The sequence below is a fragment of the Cobetia sp. ICG0124 genome (assembly GCF_004006355.1).
Taxonomy (GTDB): domain Bacteria; phylum Pseudomonadota; class Gammaproteobacteria; order Pseudomonadales; family Halomonadaceae; genus Cobetia; species Cobetia marina.
Genome location: NZ_CP024893.1, coordinates 1,327,165 through 1,343,872, shown reverse-complemented (window position 1 = coordinate 1,343,872; position 16,708 = coordinate 1,327,165). Strand labels below are relative to the sequence as shown.

General features: G+C 62.0%; 18 protein-coding genes and 1 pseudogene. 3 read left to right on the top strand and 16 right to left on the bottom strand.

Features of this window, described 5'->3' with window-relative positions:
* Positions 1 to 61: 61 nt before the first annotated feature.
* Together CU110_RS17540 and CU110_RS17535 are read right to left on the bottom strand one after the other, a co-directional pair.
* On the bottom strand, positions 62 to 334 hold the full coding sequence (locus CU110_RS17540; RefSeq protein ID WP_276317891.1) for a BCCT family transporter: 273 nt from the start codon (positions 332 to 334) through the stop codon (positions 62 to 64).
* Positions 331 to 816, bottom strand: coding sequence for a BCCT family transporter (locus tag CU110_RS17535; protein ID WP_276317890.1), 486 nt, complete (start codon positions 814 to 816; stop codon positions 331 to 333). Before CU110_RS17535 ends, CU110_RS17540 begins: the two co-directional genes overlap by 4 nt.
* Positions 817 to 881: 65 nt before the next feature.
* On the opposite strand from CU110_RS17535, the gene CU110_RS16655 reads away from it, so the two are divergent.
* The gene (locus CU110_RS16655; RefSeq protein WP_240665496.1) at positions 882 to 1,172 is read left to right on the top strand and encodes a hypothetical protein; all 291 of its coding nucleotides are present in this window, start codon (positions 882 to 884) and stop codon (positions 1,170 to 1,172) included.
* A gap of 40 nt (positions 1,173 to 1,212) precedes the next feature.
* Here the strand turns inward: CU110_RS16655 and CU110_RS16025 are convergent, their stop codons facing one another.
* The 3 genes from CU110_RS16025 to CU110_RS06175 all read right to left on the bottom strand — a co-directional run bounded on the left by CU110_RS16025 (position 1,213) and on the right by CU110_RS06175 (position 5,281).
* Positions 1,213 to 1,548, bottom strand: a complete 336-nt coding sequence (locus CU110_RS16025) for a BCCT family transporter (RefSeq protein ID WP_205694073.1) — start codon at positions 1,546 to 1,548, stop codon at positions 1,213 to 1,215.
* Positions 1,549 to 1,844: 296 nt separating this feature from the next.
* Positions 1,845 to 3,659, bottom strand: coding sequence for a GMC family oxidoreductase N-terminal domain-containing protein (locus CU110_RS06180; protein WP_084208359.1), 1,815 nt, complete (start codon positions 3,657 to 3,659; stop codon positions 1,845 to 1,847).
* Positions 3,660 to 3,763: 104 nt separating this feature from the next.
* Positions 3,764 to 5,281: a CoA-acylating methylmalonate-semialdehyde dehydrogenase gene (locus CU110_RS06175; RefSeq protein ID WP_084208358.1), complete on the bottom strand. Its 1,518-nt coding sequence runs from the start codon at positions 5,279 to 5,281 to the stop codon at positions 3,764 to 3,766.
* Between the two features lie 26 nt (positions 5,282 to 5,307).
* On the opposite strand from CU110_RS06175, the gene CU110_RS06170 reads away from it, so the two are divergent.
* Together CU110_RS06170 and CU110_RS06165 are read left to right on the top strand one after the other, a co-directional pair.
* Positions 5,308 to 6,204: a LysR family transcriptional regulator gene (locus CU110_RS06170; RefSeq protein WP_084208357.1), complete on the top strand. Its 897-nt coding sequence runs from the start codon at positions 5,308 to 5,310 to the stop codon at positions 6,202 to 6,204.
* 5 nt (positions 6,205 to 6,209) lie between these two features.
* Positions 6,210 to 6,578, top strand: coding sequence for a PH domain-containing protein (locus tag CU110_RS06165; protein WP_084208355.1), 369 nt, complete (start codon positions 6,210 to 6,212; stop codon positions 6,576 to 6,578).
* Between the two features lie 406 nt (positions 6,579 to 6,984).
* On the opposite strand, the gene CU110_RS06160 is transcribed toward CU110_RS06165, so the two are convergent.
* The 11 genes and pseudogenes from CU110_RS06160 to CU110_RS16640 all read right to left on the bottom strand — a co-directional run bounded on the left by CU110_RS06160 (position 6,985) and on the right by CU110_RS16640 (position 16,689).
* A complete protein-coding gene (locus tag CU110_RS06160) occupies positions 6,985 to 7,533 on the bottom strand; it encodes a DUF938 domain-containing protein (RefSeq protein ID WP_240665495.1) in 549 nt (182 codons plus the stop codon).
* Between the two features lies 1 nt (position 7,534).
* Positions 7,535 to 8,290, bottom strand: coding sequence for a glycosyltransferase (locus tag CU110_RS16650; protein WP_127734969.1), 756 nt, complete (start codon positions 8,288 to 8,290; stop codon positions 7,535 to 7,537).
* Positions 8,191 to 8,574, bottom strand: coding sequence for a hypothetical protein (locus CU110_RS06150; protein ID WP_127734967.1), 384 nt, complete (start codon positions 8,572 to 8,574; stop codon positions 8,191 to 8,193). Before CU110_RS06150 ends, CU110_RS16650 begins: the two co-directional genes overlap by 100 nt.
* Before the next feature lie 187 nt (positions 8,575 to 8,761).
* Complete coding sequence (gene rfbA / locus CU110_RS06145) at positions 8,762 to 9,634, bottom strand: glucose-1-phosphate thymidylyltransferase RfbA (protein ID WP_127734964.1); 873 nt, start codon at positions 9,632 to 9,634, stop codon at positions 8,762 to 8,764.
* Positions 9,540 to 9,935, bottom strand: coding sequence for a hypothetical protein (locus CU110_RS06140; protein WP_127734961.1), 396 nt, complete (start codon positions 9,933 to 9,935; stop codon positions 9,540 to 9,542). Before CU110_RS06140 ends, rfbA begins: the two co-directional genes overlap by 95 nt.
* A 2-nt stretch (positions 9,936 to 9,937) precedes the next feature.
* Positions 9,938 to 11,581, bottom strand: coding sequence for a polysaccharide biosynthesis/export family protein (locus CU110_RS06135; RefSeq protein ID WP_240499696.1), 1,644 nt, complete (start codon positions 11,579 to 11,581; stop codon positions 9,938 to 9,940).
* 107 nt (positions 11,582 to 11,688) lie between these two features.
* The gene (locus CU110_RS06130) at positions 11,689 to 12,054 is read right to left on the bottom strand and encodes a DVU3141 family protein (RefSeq protein WP_127734959.1); all 366 of its coding nucleotides are present in this window, start codon (positions 12,052 to 12,054) and stop codon (positions 11,689 to 11,691) included.
* 125 nt (positions 12,055 to 12,179) lie between these two features.
* A pseudogene (gene cysN, locus CU110_RS06125) lies at positions 12,180 to 14,110 on the bottom strand (sulfate adenylyltransferase subunit CysN).
* A gap of 41 nt (positions 14,111 to 14,151) precedes the next feature.
* Complete coding sequence (cysD, locus tag CU110_RS06120) at positions 14,152 to 15,093, bottom strand: sulfate adenylyltransferase subunit CysD (RefSeq protein ID WP_084208340.1); 942 nt, start codon at positions 15,091 to 15,093, stop codon at positions 14,152 to 14,154.
* 39 nt (positions 15,094 to 15,132) lie between these two features.
* On the bottom strand, positions 15,133 to 15,933 hold the full coding sequence (gene cysQ, locus CU110_RS06115) for a 3'(2'),5'-bisphosphate nucleotidase CysQ (protein ID WP_276317889.1): 801 nt from the start codon (positions 15,931 to 15,933) through the stop codon (positions 15,133 to 15,135).
* Between the two features lie 240 nt (positions 15,934 to 16,173).
* Positions 16,174 to 16,689 (bottom strand): SLC13 family permease, encoded by a 516-nt coding sequence (locus tag CU110_RS16640; protein ID WP_240665493.1) that lies wholly within the window; start codon positions 16,687 to 16,689, stop codon positions 16,174 to 16,176.
* Positions 16,690 to 16,708: the final 19 nt, after the last annotated feature.

Below are 16,708 nucleotides of genomic sequence, written 5' to 3'. Positions count from 1 at the left end.
CATGCGGGTTGCGTCAGCCCCGGTGAGCGTCATGTGTTGAGAGAGACAGGAAAAAGTGCACTCAGCGAGGCTTGGCGTCATCGCGCGGGCTGGGGGTCTCCAGCACCAGATGCGGTTCCAGCACCTTGCGCGCGAAGTCCTGGCGCAACCAGCGCACCAGCGACCAGGTCAGGATGAACAGCACCGGGATCATCGGCAGCGCGACCACGATGGTGGAAGTCTGAACCGCCTTGAGGCCGCCCAACTGGATCAATGCCACCCCGACACCGGCGATCAGGAAGGCCCAGATCAAGACGCACGCTGCGCCTGGGCTCCTGATAGCCAGAGAGCTCACGCGTGGTCACCGACGCCAGCACATAGGCCGAGCTGTCCAGGGTGGTGGCGAGGAAGATGAAGCACAGCAGGATGAAGCTTGCGGTGATCAGCTCTGAGATACGGCAGCGTCGGCGAGAATCGCGGACACCGCCACCGGGGATACCGCCGTCGCTCGAGCACGGCCGCGACATCCAGAGTGCCACTGACCTGCAGATCCAGCGCATAGCCACCCCAGACCGCGAAGAACACCCAGCAGCCCAGCGAGCCGAACACCAGCTCAGCGATGATCAGCTCACGAATGGTGCGTCCCCGCGAGATGCGTGCGACGAACAGCCCCATCATCGGCGCGTAGGCGATCCACCAGGCCCAGTAGAAGACGGTCCAATCCTTCCAGAAGGTCGAATCGCCCACCGGGTCGGTCCACAGACTCATGGTTACGAAGTTCGACAGCATGGTGCCGAGACTGTTGACCCAGCCCTCGACCATGAACAGCGATGGCACCGGCGATGAAGGTGAAGGCCAGCAGCACGATGGCCAGAATCACGTTGATGTCGGAGAGAATCTTGATGCCCTTGGCCAAGCCGAACCACACGCTGGCCGAGAAGATCGCCGTCCAGATGCAGCAGCACCCCCAGATTGAGCGCGAAGGACGGCTCGATGCCGAGCAGATGCAGCTGACCAGCCGTGAAACCAGTGGCACCGCCAGTCCCAGTGAGGTGCCGACACCGCCGACGATGCCGAATACCACCACCGCATCCAGCAGCACGCCCCACCACCCCTCGGCACGCTTGCCGAGCACGCCGCTTGAGGCCACGGAAAGACGCACGCCCGGGCGGTTGCGCACATACATGGAATAGGCGATGGGAATTGCCGGCAGGCAGTAGAACGCCCAGGGCGTCAGCCCCCAGTGGAACTGCCCATAGGCCAGCGCCCACTCGGCCGCCGCATCGACTGCCGGCCTTGACGTCGATAGGGAGGGCCGGTGAAATAGTAGATCGGCTCGACCCACGCCCAGTTGACGATGGCGATGCCGATCCCGCCGGCGAAGATCATCGCCACCCAACTGAAATACGAGAACTCCGGCGTGTCCTGCGGGCCACCCAGACGGACATTGCCGTAGCGGCTGAACGCCAGACCGATCAGGAACACGACCACGGAGAAGCCCGCCAGCAGGTAAAGCCAGCCGAAATTGCCGGTCGCGAAGGCGAAGGCCGTATTGATCGGCAGCCTCACCGGACTCAGGAAACAGGATGATGGGAATGATCAGGCCGGCGATGACGAGCACCGAGGGCAGGAATACCCGCCAGTCAATCTCGTCGCGGGCCGTGTGGGAGGCGCGGGAATCGCGTGGCTGGCTTTCGCTACCGGAAGCCGCCTTGGGCGCAGAACTGCTCATGTTGATCACCGTTATTGTGGTTATGCGGTTCGGTGTTGAGACACGGGGAGTTCCCTGCGATTGGCGTATCGCAAGGTCTCCATGCATGGCGTATCGGCAAGGCCGTGATATGGGTGGAGGAAGATGGCCGTTGTCAGGCCGATCTCGGCAGTGGCTCGGCCAAATCGGTACTGACAGCAGACGCCAGAATCCAGCCAGCGGCCTTCTCCGCGATCATCAGGGTCGGCGAGTTGGTATTGCCGCTGACGATGGTCGGCATGATGCCGGCATCTGCCACCCGCAATCCCTGGATACCGCGCACACGCAGACGACTGTCGACCACCGCCATCGGGTCATCCGCGCGCCCCATGCGCGTGGTGCCCACCGGATGGAAGATGGTGGTGCCGATATCGCCGGCGAGCCTGGCGAGCTCGTCATCACTCTGGTACTCGACCCCCGGCTTGATCTCTTCAGGCTGGTAGCGCGCGAAGGCCGGCTGGGAGGCGATGCGCCGCGTGACCCGCAGCGAGTCAGCCGCGACCTTGCGGTCTTCCTCCGTGCTCAGGTAGTTGGGCGCGATCGCCGGGGCCTGGCGCGGGTCGGCGCTCTGCAGACGCACCGAGCCACGGCTGGTGGGGTTGAGATTGCAGACACTCGCGGTGATCGCCGGGAAGGGATGCAAGGGCTGCCCGAAGGCCTCGAGACTCAGCGGCTGGACGTGATACTGGATATTGGGATGGGCGTAGTCCTCGCTGCTGCGCGTGAAAGCCCCCAGCTGCGATGGCGCCATGCTCATCGGCCCGGAACGCTTGAACAGGTACTGCATGCCGATGCCCATCTTGCCCAGCAGCGTGCTGGCCATGGCGTTCAGGGTCTTGGCATTGGTGACCTTGTAGACCGAGCGGATCTGCAGGTGGTCCTGCAGATTCTCGCCGACGCCGGGCAGGTCCTTCACCACCTCGACGCCATGTTGCTCCAGCAATGCCTTGGGCCCGACCCCCGAGACCTGCAGCAGATGCGGCGAGCCGATGGCGCCGGCACACAGCACGACCTCACGCTTCGCCGTGAGGTTGATGAGCTTGCCATCACGCACGACCTGCAGCCCTGTGCAGCGCAGACTGGAGGCGTCCTTCACTGCGTCCGCCCCTGTGCCAGCTCCTGTGCCATCCCCTGCGCCCTGCTCGCCGCCCGCGAACAGCAGACGATTGACCTGGGTGGAGTGCCACAGCGTCAGGTTGCCGCGCTTGAGTGCCGGACGCAGAAAGGCCTTGGCCGTATTCCAGCGCCAGCCGGAACGCTGATTGACCTCGAAATAGGCCACCCCTTCGTTGCTGCCACGATTGAAGTCCTCGGTGCGCGGGATGCCGGCCTGTTCGGCGGCACTGGCGAAATCGTCCAGCACTTCCCAGTTGAGGCGCTGCCGCTCGACTCGCCACTCGCCACCGTGACCATGGAACTGGCGATGCTCGGGGCCGGCATCCCCGCCCTCGTCGAGGCGCGCGTGATCCTCATGGCGCATGAAGGCCGGCAGACATTGCTCCCAGCGCCACTCGCTGTCGCCGGTCACCTCGGCCCAGTGGTCATAATCCCGCGCCTGACCGCGCATGTAGATCATGCCGTTGATGCTGGAACATCCCCCCAGCGTCTTGCCGCGCGGATAGATCAGCGAACGTCCGTTGAGCCCCTTGTCCGGCTCGGTGCGGTACAGCCAGTCGGTGCGCGGATTGTTGATGCAGTACAGGTAGCCCACCGGAATGTGAATCCAGTGATAGTTGTCGCGCCCACCCGCCTCGATGAGCAGCACGCGGTGGTCAGGGTTGGCGCTGAGGCGATTGGCCATCAGGCAGCCGGCGGAACCGGCCCCCACGATGATGAAATCGAATTCCGGCAGATCGTCTCCCGGTTTGACGGGGCGAGCGTCCTGCTCGCCCCCCGGGGGTCGATGCTGATTGTTCTTGTTGTCTGACATGGCGCGTCCCTCTCCAGACAGCTGGCGTATACTTTCCAATGGCAGGAATACAGATGGCGACGATGCTGATGATGCCGGTGCAGATGACCGAAAGTGTGAGCGACTTACTTGGCCGTCGGCATGGCGAATTCGGCACCGGCATCGATGGAATCCGACCAGCGCTGCATGATGGACTTCTGCTTGGTATAGAAACGCACACCCTCTTCTCCGTAGGCGTGGGTATCCCCGAACAGGGAGCTTTTCCAGCCGCCGAAGCCGTGCCAGGCCATCGGGACCGGAATCGGCACGTTGATGCCGACCATGCCCACCTGGATGCGACGCCCGAATTCACGCGCGACACTGCCGCTCTCGGTGAAGCAGCTCACGCCGTTGCCGAATTCATGATCATTGATCAGCTGGATGGCGGTCGCGACGTCCGGCACGCGGACACAGGCCAGCACCGGGCCGAAGATCTCTTCCTTGTAGATGGTCATGTCCGGCGTGACGTGATCGAACAGCGTGCCGCCCATCCAGAAGCCTTCAGTGCTGTCGCCGCCGATGTCATTGCCGGTGAACTCACGCCCATCGACGATCATCTCGGCGCCTTCCGCGACGCCTTTCTCGATATACCCGCAGATACGCTCATGCGCCTGGCGGGTGACGATCGGGCCCATCTCGGCGTCCAGGTTCATGCCGTCCTTGATCTTGAGCTCGCGGGCACGCTCGGCCAGACGCGGCACCAGGGTGTCCGCCACATCGCCCACCAGCACCGCCACACTGATCGCCATGCAGCGCTCGCCGGCGGAGCCGTAGGCCGCGCCGATCAGGGCATCCACCGCCTTGTCGAGGTTGGCATCCGGCATCACCACCATGTGATTCTTGGCGCCACCCAGCGCCTGGATGCGCTTGCCGAGGCGTGCGCCACGCTCATAGATCAGGTTGGCGATCGGGGTGGAGCCCACGAAGGACAGTGCGCGCACCTTGGGGTGATCGATCAGCGCCTCGACGGCATCCTTGTCGCCCTGCACCACGTTGAAGACGCCATCCGGCAGGCCCGCCTGCTTGAGCAGGTCCGCCATCATCAGCGAGGCGCTGGGGTCCAGCGGGCTCGGCTTGAGCACGAAGCAGTTGCCTGCCGCGATGGCCACCGGGAACATCCACATCGGCACCATCACCGGGAAGTTGAACGGCGTGATACCGGCGACGACGCCCAGCGGCTGGCGCATCGTCCAGTTGTCGATGCCGGTGCTGACCTGGTCGGTGAAGTCACCCTTGAGCAACTGCGGGATACCGCAGGCGAACTCGACGATATCGATGCCACGTGCCACCTCGCCCTGGGCATCGGTGAACACCTTGCCGTGCTCGCGGGTGATTGCCTCCGCCAGCGCGTCCTTGTGCTCGTTGAGCAGCGCGAGGAACTTGAACATCACCCGGGCACGACGAATCGGCGGGGTGTCGGCCCAGGCCGGGAAGGCGGCGTCGGCGGCCGCCACGGCAGCATCGATGTCGCTGTCGCGTGCCAGCGCGACCTGGCCGGTCACCTGGCCGGTGGCGGGATTGAAGACATCCTGTGTGGCACTGGAGTCACCTTGGGTCACCTGGCCGTTGATGAAATGGGCGATGGTCTGCTGGGGCGTGGTCATGGCGTGAATCGTCTCCGCTGGCGTTGATGCAGGATCTGTCCCGTCTTCACGCCTTCGTCACCGTGGCGCGCACCGGTAGCGTGTCACGAGCCGCCGAGGCCTTGCACCTCACCCAGCCTGCCGTCAGCCTCAAGCTCAAACAGCTTCAGGAAAGCCTGGGCCTCTCTCTGTTTGATCGTCACCCCCACGGATTGCAGCTGACCGCCGATGGTCAGGCACTGCTCTCCAGCGCCGAAAGCACGCTGGCCAGCGCCCGCCAGTTCGAGCAGGCTGCCTCTGCCCTGCACAGCACCCTGCGTGGCACCCTGCGCATCGGCACCATCATCGACCCGGAATTCATTCGTCTCGGCAGTTTCCTGCGGCATCTGCTGGCACAGGCACCCGGGATCGAGACGTCTTTGCAACATGGCATGAGTGGATGTGTGCTCAAGGCACTCAAGCAGGATGAGCTGGAAATCGGCTTCTATCTCGCCCCACCGGGAGAAGGGCCGGGCGACAGCGCCCTCGACTACCGGGAATTGGCGCTGTTCGAGTACTACGTGCTGGCACCGGCGGGCTGGTCATCGCGGCTGACCGCGACCGACTGGGCCTCGTTGGCGGCCCTGCCGTGGATCGTCACGCCCCCCAACTCGGTACATTCCCGCCTGCTGGCACATGCCATGCGCGGCGTGGAGGCTACGCTGCATCGCGTCGCCCAGGTGGATCAGGAAGTCTGCATGCTGGACCTGGTACGCGCGGGGGTCGGGCTGTCACTGGCGCGTGATGTGCTGGCGCTGGCCGAGCGTCAGGAGCGTGGGCTCAATATCGTGCCGGACACCCGCCTGCCCTGCGCACTCAGCGTGGTATGGCGCCGTGACAAGGCCGCTGATCCCAGCGTTCAGGCGGCATTGCAGAGCCTGGCCAATGTCTGGCCGGTAGAGTGAATTCCATGATCGACTTCCAGAACAAGGGCGTGTTCAAGCTCAAGCCACACGCCGAATACGCAGAAAAGGTGGAAGCGTTGTTGTGTGAAGGGGAAGAGATTGTCGCGGCCTACAAATCAATGCGTGATGGGGTCATCTTTACCACCAAGCGCGTCATAGCGGTGAATGTGCAGGGCCTTACCGGGAGCAAGAAGGACTTCACCTCGCTCCCTTACAGGAAGATTGACGCCTTCTCGATTGAAACCTCCGGTACCTTCGACCTCGACTCGGAGCTCACGATCTTCTCCTCCGCCCTGGGCACCGTCAGATTTGAATTTACCGGGTCTACGCCATTGACCGACATCTCACGACTCATTGCCCGTCATGCGTGTTGAAATGAGACTGCTGATATGAGTGATACCACCATCCAACAATTCGAAGAAAACATGAAGCGTGAGCTGGAGCGATATGTCCGCTCCTCTACTGCCCCCGCCGGCTCAACCTCTCCCGGCACCTCGCCGCGCGTTCGCCCTGAGGCACCACGCGCCAGAAAGACGACCACTCCGCTCAAGGGACTCAGAGTGACGCTGGGCGTCAAGCAGAAACGTCTGGCAATGGAAGAGCCCTTCACGGTGCAGACCGACAGCATCTCCCGGGTGGAAGCGCGCATTCAGGCCGAAAAGGCCGCCCGCAAGGCCGGCTGGAAGATCATCAGTCACGTGATCGACTGGAATGATACCGAGCGGGAACCCGACGCTCGCGGGCGCTCTCCTGACCGCCAACTGAGCGCAACCTCAAGTTCTAGCGCCGAAAGACGACACTCAGATTGTTGGCCGGCATCTCGACCACCCTGTCGAGCGTCAGGCCGTTACGCTTCGCTTCCTCGATCACGGCTTCCAGATCGCGCACGCCCCACAACGGATTGCGGCTCTTGAGCTGGATATCAAAGCCTTCGTTGCTGGGTGCCGTGTGCTGACCTTCTCGCTTGTAAGGGCCGTAGAGATACAGCACGCCGCCCACCGGGAGGAGTCGCCCTGCCCGTGCCATCAACTCGGACGTGACGCGCCACGGAGAGATGTGGATCAGGTTGATCGCCACCAGCGCATCGCAGGCCACTTCAGGCCACTCGGCCAGCACATCCAGCGTGATGGGAGCCTTGAGATTGGCCAATCCGACCTCTTCGCACCAGTCCGCGATCGACTCCAGTGCACGTGGGCTGGCGTCACTGGGCTGCCACTCAAGGTGAGGCAGACCACGCGCGAAATGCACGGCATGCTCGCCGCTGCCACTGGCCAGCTCCAGCACCTGACCACGCTCGGCGAGGACATCACGCAAGACATCGAGAATCACGTCACGATTGCGCTCGACCGCGGGACTTGCCAGCCGTCGGGAGTTCTCCAGTGCGACATCCTTCTGAGCGTGTCGGGGCCATCGTGCTGCGGGCCCGCCAGAAATCCAGCACTCGCAGGGGGTCCCCCACCTCATGGGCCTTGTGCTGGGCGTTGTGCGCCATGGCGCGGGTGGCATCCCGATCACTCAACAGACGCTCCAGCGCCGCCAGCCACTCTGCCGGGTCATCCCCGACCAGCAGGCCGTCGACGCCATCCTCGATCAGCTCATGATAGGGAGCGCGACGACTGTAGACCCCCACCCCGCCCATGCGCGTGATATCGAGAAAACGCCGCCACGACATGTCGTGATTGACCGAATCCGCCATCAAGGGCGCGAGACCGATGGCGATCCGCCGCCGCGAGCAATAGTCCTGGAAAGCCTCCCAGCCCAACGCCTCCATGGACTTGAGGCGCGGAATGTCACTCAGCGCCAGCGGCAGATGACGCCCCATCATCAACTCCACCTCGGTATCGTCGTGACGCGTCTGGATATCGCGCAGTACCGGTGCCAGCGCCACGATATCGTCGCGATGCGCCAGGGTGCCATGAAAGCCGATGCACCAATCCTGACTGTCGAGATGGCGAAGGTCCGGCAGCGCCCCTGTCAGCGGCGGCGTCAGCAGGCTGACCTTGGGATGCAGGCCCGCCAGAGCGGTCTGCAACTGCTCGCTGACCACCACCACCTCATCCGCCAGCGCCAGCAGGCGTTGCTGCAACTATGATCCAGCAGATAGCAGATGCGGCCATGCTGCTCGCGGTGAGCCTCCAGCATCTCGATCCACTCCTCACCCAGGGTGCGGGCGATTAGCAGACAGGCACCGCCGAGGCGCGCCTGAGCCAGCCTGGGCGAGAACTTCCAGCGACGCGTCTCGAAACGCTCGACGCGAGTGCCTTCCTTGCGCAAGGCGCCCATGGCAGGCAGGAAGAAATAGATGTCTTCCAGTGCCAGAGCATCATCGCTGAGTACGATCCAGCGTGGGGTTGTCGGGAAGGCGGTCATGACAGTCTCCTTTACACGAGGCATTCATGGTCCCGGCGCGTCTGGCCCGGAGGCCAAAAAGGGAGGCAAGCGCGCGAAAGAGCACACATTGTCTCTGGGACGCTTCCTCTGAGCTTAATGAATTCTGAGCCAGACACCACCCGAATGCTGCCAACATGTAGCGGAGGTAATCAACGTGTTACATGCGTTAGTCCTCAAGACGCTTGAGCAAGTACTGCCCATAGCCCGTCTTGCTGAGACGCTGGCCCAGCACCTGCAACTCCTCATCGCTGATCCAGCCATTACCCCAGGCAATTTCTTCCAGACAGGCAATCTTGAGTCCCTGACGATGCTCGATGGTCTGCACGTACTGCCCTGCGTCCAACAGGCTATCGTGGGTACCGGTATCCAGCCACGCGAAGCCACGGCCGAGGCGCTCGACATGCAGATCCCCACGTTCCAGATAGGCATTGTTGATGCAGGTAATCTCCAGTTCGCCGCGCGCAGAAGGCTTGACCTGCTTGGCGATTTCCACGACATCGTTGTCGTAGAAATACAGCCCCGTCACCGCGAAGGGAGAACGAGGATGAGCTGGCTTCTCCTCGATGGACAGCGCCCGACCCTCTTCGTCGAACTCCACGACACCAAAGCGTTCCGGGTCCTGAACCAGATACCCGAATACGGTAGCCCCGGAAGCACGTGACGCCGCGTGCTTGAGCTGGCCGGTAAAATTGGGGCCATGGAAGATATTGTCGCCCAGCACCAGGCAGACATCGTCTTCCCCGATGAAGTCCTCGGCGATCAGAAACGCCTGAGCAAGGCCATCCGGGCTGGGCTGTACGGCGTATTCGAAGTGCACGCCATACTGCTCTCCACTCCCCAGCAGTTGCTGATATTGCGGCAGATCTTCAGGCGTCGAGATGATGAGAATGTCGCGAATTCCCGCCAGCATCAGTACCGAGGCCGGATAGAAGATCATCGGCTTGTCATAGATGGGCAACAACTGCTTGGAGACGCCGAGCGTGATCGGGTGCAGCCGTGTACCCGAACCACCCGCGAGAATAATGCCTTTCCGTGCCATTCACATCCTGCAGATATAGCCAGAACTTCATGGTGGGCTGGAAGGTATCCACGTGCAGTGATTTCTGAGGATCGCGCTCGTGACTTTCCAGTACACCATTGTGGATGCGCTCCAGATGCATGATGGGCTGGCGAGCATGACCACTGCAGTAACGCATGAGACGGCGGAATCGTCTGTCACGCATCAAGGCCTGCATTTCCGGCAAGGCTTCAACATTTTCCGGTGACATCACCCGGCGACGGGTCAAGGTATCTGCCTGCCGACACTGACGAATCTCGCCACTGTTCATGTCATTGGCCATGATCAAAGGTCTATCGCAACTTTGGTGGCAACGGCGACCTGATAGAGAATCTGCGTGATGCTGGTGGCCAGCTGCAGGTTCTTGGTCGGCGGTTCCGGCAGTACCAGAATCTGGTCACCCGAGCGCAGCTCGACTTCCTCGGCACGGCGGACGGCGCCGTTCTGGCGCACGACCAGAATCTGGTCTTCATCCGCGTGCTGGGTGAAACCACCGGCACTGTTGATATAGTCCATCACCGTCATGCCCTGGGTGTAGACCACGGCCTGAGGCACCACGACTTCGCCGCTGATCAGCAGGGAATCGCTGACTTCCGGGATGGTAATGACATCGCCGTCCTGCAGACGCACATCGGCGATGTTGCCGTCGTCACGTGCCACGACCAGTCGTCCGGTCGGCTCTTCCTTCTTGGCCTGCTCGACGAACTTCTCGATCATCGCGGCTTCCTGGACACGAAGCTCGGATTCTTCGGTGGTCGAGGAAGACGCGCCAAGATAGGTGGCCTGAAGACGCTTGAGGCTATCATGCAGTGCCTGCGCCTGCTGTTCCTTGACGCTCTCACGACGAATGGAAACGCTCTGGTAGTCGGTCAGTCCTTTCGGCACGCCGACGGCGTTGAGCAATTCGCCCAGATGAGCATCCCGCGGCAGTGCATAGCGTGAGGGGCCATAGAAGCTGCCTTCCAGCTGCACGACGATGGTCTCGTCGCGCTGGTCGGCACTAAACAGCACTTCATCCCCGGCACGTACGTCAGCGCCACGGAATTCCGCCACCGGCAGATAGCGCGAGATGGGGCCTTCGGAGCGCGAGCCGCGCAGCAGCACGTGCGAGACACCGGACTTGAGGCGCGCCAGGTTCAGCACGTCTTCCCCGCTCAGGCGCGAGTCGGTGAGTTCATAGCGATAGTCACGCTCGACATCTCCCACCACGCTGATGGCCGGGCCACGCTCCTCGACGACGACGGTATCGCCATCGCGGAACTGCGGACGGGCGATCTCGCCGTTGATCAGGAAGTCATAGAGATCGACCGTATTGATGACGCGGCCGTTGCGCTTGATCATGATCTTGCGGTAGCTGCCGAGTGCCTGGTCGATACCGCCGGCCTGATCAAGGAAATACAGCATGGAATCATTCGGGGTGCCGGCATAACGGCCCGGATTCTTGACATACCCGGTGACGAAGACGCCCACCGGCTGCACGCCCTGCAGGTTGGTGTAGACGCTGACATTTTCCGGATACACCTCCTGGATGGCCGCGCGTACCTTGCCGTCCAGCTGGGCATTGGTGGTGCCCTGCACCATCACCGGGCCGATACCCGGCAGGAAGATGTTGCCTTGCGCATCGACGGGCAGCACCTTTTCCATCTCGACACCACCCCAGACGCGCAGGGTGATCTGATCACCTGGCTTGATGGTATAGCTGCTGTTGAGGCCATCGGCCATCACGCCTCGGAAGCCGCCGCTGAAGAGGTTTTCTCCGAATGGCGGCAGGCTGTCTGGGTCCTGCGGTGCCTGCTCTGTCACCGGCCCATAAGTGCCGGAGCGATAATCTGCACGGGCCTTATCTTCCACGCCGCCCGTCTTCTGCGGAATGCTGGATGCCTGGTCATTGCTGGACAGGATGGAACCGCTGTCCAGGCCGGCTGCCATAGCAGGGCTGGCGTTCAGGCACGCTACCGCCACCAGGCACCCGGCCCGGAGCAAGAATCTGGAAATTGTCATTGGGCTAGGCCCCTCGTAGTGCAAAAAAAAACCTCTCAGCGCGCCTCTTCCAGCAGGCCGGTCACCAGCCGCTGGGTCACCCAGGTGCCCTCGCCGGCCTTGCCCTCGTTGCTGGTACGACAGGCCAGCTCCTTGCTCGGCAGGTCACGCGCATTGGAGACCGTCAACTCGCGACAGATACGCCCACTGGCGGCGAAGTAGCGCTCATGGGCGACCACTTCGACATCGCTGCCCCAGGGGCTGGTAGGCACGGCGATCACGCTACCGGGGGCAGAGCTGTCGAGAAATGACGAGACATCCGCCGGCAGTGACGCAGCACCGGTGAGGTTGGCCAGGTTGGTGCTGCCAGCGCCGCTGGAGGCCGGATAAGAAGTCGCACAGCCTGAGAGAATGAGAGCCATGCCTGCTGCTGCAGTAAGCCGTATTGCATATGCACGATGTTGTTTGATAAAGGGCGAAATCATATTGATATCCTGATAATGCAAGACTCCCTGCTCTTCAACAGGGAATGATCGATGTAAAGGCGTCAACTGATGACGTTGAAGTGCTTGAGTTGGCTGACCAGCGTAAGAGCGGTCTGCTCCAGCGTCAGCTCGCCGGTGTTGATCTCGATTTCCGGTTTCTCCGGGGCTTCGTACGGGGAGCTGATGCCGGTGAAGTCACTGATCTCGCCGGCACGCGCCTTGCGGTACAGGCCCTTGGGATCCCGCTCTTCACAGACGCTGATCGGCGTGTTGACGAAGACTTCGATGAACTCGTCAGTGCCGACCATGTCACGCACGGTCTGACGATCCGCCTGGAACGGCGAGATGAAGCTGACCAGGGTGATCATGCCGGCATCGACCATCAACCTGGCGACTTCACCAATGCGACGAATATTTTCAGTACGATCAGATTCACTGAAGCCAAGATCCCCACACAGGCCGTGACGCACGTTGTCGCCATCCAGCAGGTAGGTGTTGTAGCCCATGGCGAACAGCTGACGCTCCAGCGCGTTGGCGGCGGTGGACTTGCCGGCGCCGGACAGGCCGGTGAACCAGATGATGCACGGCTTCTGCTTGTTGCGTTCGGCGCGGCGCTGCTTGGTGACCGCCATATCGTGCCACACGATGTTGCTGGCACTCAGGGTCTCCTTGACCATGCCCGCACCGATGGTGATGTTGGACAGGCGGTCAATGAACACGAAGCTGCCGGTATGCGGCGAACGCTGGTAGCTGTCCATCGCCAGCGGCTGGTTCAGCTCGACCTGCACGCGGGCGATGCCATTGAGCGGGATATTCTCCGCTTCATTGCGCGCCATGGTGTTGACGTCGGTCTGGTGAATGATGCGCCCGACGCGACCGATGACACTGGAGGTACCGAGCTTGAGCTCGTATTCCTTGCCGACCACCAGCGGATTCTCATGCATCCACACCACGTCCGCGGTAAAGCGCGGTGCAGGGCTCCATGTCGGAATCCACCGCCACGATCATGTCGCCGCGCGAGATGTCGATCTCATCGGTCAAGTGTCAGCGTGACAGCCTGGCCCGGCCAGGCGATGTCGAGATCGCCGTCGAAGGTGACGATGCGCTCGACCGTGGAGGTCTTGCCGGACGGCAGTACCTTGATCTGCTGTCACCCGGATGCACGACAGTGCCGGCGGCCAGGGTGCCGCAGTAACCACGGAAGTTGAGGTTCGGACGATTGACGTACTGCACCGGGAAGCGCAGGTCGGTCAGGTTGCTGTCCTCGAGTGACATCGACGGTCTCGAGGATGTCCATCAGCGGACGCGCTTCGTAGGCTGGCCATCGTCGGTATACCACGCGGGTATTGGCGCTGAGAGAGACGACGTTGTCGCCTTCCAGTGCGGACAGCGGCGCGAAGCGGATATCCGGGACTTCCAGGTCCTTGGCGAACTCCTGGTAGTCCGCGACGATCTCGTCGAAGCGTTCCTGTGAGTAGTCGACGATATCCATCTTGTTGACCGCGACCACCATATGCTGGATACCCAGCAGGTCGAGCAGATGTAGCTGTGACGGCGGGTCTGGGTCTGCACGCCGTAGCGCGCATCGATCAGGATGATCGCCAGGCTCGCGGTGGAGGCACCGGTGGCCATGTTGCGGGTGTACTGCTCGTGCCCCGGCGTATCAGCGATGATGAACTTGCGCTTGTCGGTGGAGAAGTAGCGGTAGGCGACATCGATGGTGATGCCCTGCTCACGCTCTGACTGCAGACCATCGACCAGCAGCGCCAGATCGACCTCATGACCGGTGGTGCCGCTCTTCTTGGAATCGCGGGTGATGGCGGCCAGCTGATCTTCGTAGATCATCTTGGAGTCATGAAGCAGACGACCGATCAGGGTCGACTTGCCGTCATCCACGCTGCCGCAGGTGATGAAACGCAGCAGATCTTTCTGCTCGTGTTCCTTGCAGATAGGCTTCGATGTTTTCCGCGATCATCGTTGACTGGTGTGACACTGTCATTCTCCCTGAACCCGGTCTGTTCGGCGCGAGCCTCCTTAGAAATAGCCTTCGCGCTTCTTCTTCTCCATGGAGCCTGCCTGATCGTGATCGATGGCACGACCGGAGCGCTCGCTGGTACGGGTCAGCAGCATTTCCTGGATGATTTCCGGCAGGGTCGCGGCGGTGGATTCCACGGCGCCGGTCAGCGGATAGCAGCCCAGGGTGCGGAAGCGCACGGACTTCATCTCCGGCACTTCGCCTTCCTTGAGCGGCAGACGGTCGTCATCGACCATGATGTCGAGGCCGTCACGCTTCACCACCGGACGCACGGCGGAGTAGTAGAGCGGCACGATCTTGATGGATTCAAGATAGATGTACTGCCAGATGTCCAGCTCGGTCCAGTTGGAGAGCGGGAAGACGCGGATGGACTCGCCCTTGTTGATCTTGGAGTTGTAGATGTTCCACAGCTCCGGACGCTGATTCTTGGGGTCCCAGCGGTGGTACTGGTCACGGAAGGAGTAGACACGTTCTTTCGCGCGTGAAGCTTCCTCGTCACGACGCGCACCGCCGAAGGCCGCATCGAAACCATGCTTGTCCAGCGCCTGCTTCAGCGATTGGGTCTTCATGATGTCGGTGTACTTGGCGCTGCCGTGCTCGAACGGGTTGATGTTCGCCTCGACACCTTCCTGATTGATGTGCTCGATCAGTTCCATGCCGACTTCCGCGGCCATCTCATCGCGGAACTTGATCATCTCCTGGAATTTCCAGGTGGTGTTGACGTGCATCAGGGGGAACGGCGGCACGCCCGGCGCGAAGGCCTTGCGCGCCAGATGCAGCATCACGGCGGAGTCCTTGCCGATGGAGTAGAGCATGACCGGATTGGAGAACTCGGCCGCCACTTCACGAATGATGTGGATGGACTCGGCCTCGAGCTGCTTGAGGTGGGTCTGACGTTCCGGTGTGATACCGAGTTTTTCAGCCGTGGACGATGCTGTCATTACAGATTCCTTGCGATCACACTGCTGGTTATTCCTGCCTCACGCCCAGGGGGCTGCCGGTCTGGCGCACACGATGAAATAGGGATTCAGCACGCTATCGTGCTGGTTGTAGCGCAGCGCCTGGCGAGTCTCGACATTGAGCACCTGCCCACCGGCAGCCTCGACGACGGCATGTGCCGCACCGGTATCCCACTCACAGGTCGGGCCGAGACGCGGGTAAAGATCTGCCGCCCCTTCCGCCACCAGGCACAGCTTCAGTGAGCTGCCCATGGCGACGATGTCACAGGCATGGAAATTGGCGACGAAGGCCTTGAAGTCATCACTCTGGTGGGTGCGGCTGCCGACGATGCGCCAGCTGTCCTGCTCACCGGGCACCTGAGCGACGGAAATCGCCTGACGCTCGCCCTCGCCGACCTGCTTCTCGGCGATGGGCGCCTGGCCCTCACTCTGCTGGGCACCCACATAAAGCGTCTCGATGGCCGGGGCATAGACGACGCCCATCGTCGGCACGCCCTGCTCGATCAGCGCGATATTGACGGTGAATTCGCCATTGCGCTTGATGAATTCCTTGGTGCCATCCAGCGGGTCCACCAGCCAGTAACGGGACCACTCGCTGCGCACGTCCCAGCGGATGTCGGCATCTTCCTCGGACAGGATCGGCGTGGCGCCGAACTCAGCCTCCATCTCCTTGAGGCCCTCGACGATGACGGCATGCGCCGCACGGTCTGCCGTGGTCAGCGGAGAGTCATCCGCCTTCATGTCGACAGTGAAGTCGCCACTCTCATAGATGTCCATGATGGCGGCGCCGGCCTTGCGAGCAATCGACTCTAGCGCGGTCAACTTCGCGCGTGGGGTACCCCGCGACGGGCCAGATTACGGGACTCAGAACCACGGAGAGCAACCCGATGATGAGACTCATCGACAACCCGATCCTCATGAAATCTGACGCCTTGTAGCCGCCGGGCCCTATCACCATCAGGCTGCCCTGACACCCCGGTGGCGTGAGGAAGCTGGCCGAAGCCGCGTACATGATGGCAATCACATAGGGCATAAAGGAGACCTTCAACTGCACACTCACTGTCATGGCGATCGGAAACATGAGCACGGCGGCGGCATTGTTGGTGATGATCTCGGTGAAAAGCGTCGTGGTGATGTAGACCAGCACCAGAGAATGGCGGCGTAGCTCATCGGCATCAGCAGACGGGAGGGAGAGATCTTCATGCGCGCGCACCAGCCCTGAACGAGACCGATGAACTGTGCGACCACGGGAGTATTGTTGAGGAAGGCACTCAACAGCGAGGTGATCGGCATCAGGCGTGCCAATGCGGAAGACGGTGAGGTGGGACGCCCGAGCAGACGCTCCAGCATCCAGCGCAGCGCGCCGGTCTCCTGGACCCCGGCCGCCACCACGAAGAGTGCGCCGATGGTCATGATCCCCGGATTGGCGAAACCGGACAGGAAGGTGGTAGGAGAAATGACACCCAGCAGGATCAGCAGCACGGCGGCGGCCATCATCAGCCACTCAGCGGGCCAGCGGTTCCAGATCAGTCCTGCCAGCACACCTATCGTGACGACGAGTGTAATGACAGCATCCATGTGCTGCGCAATATCCATC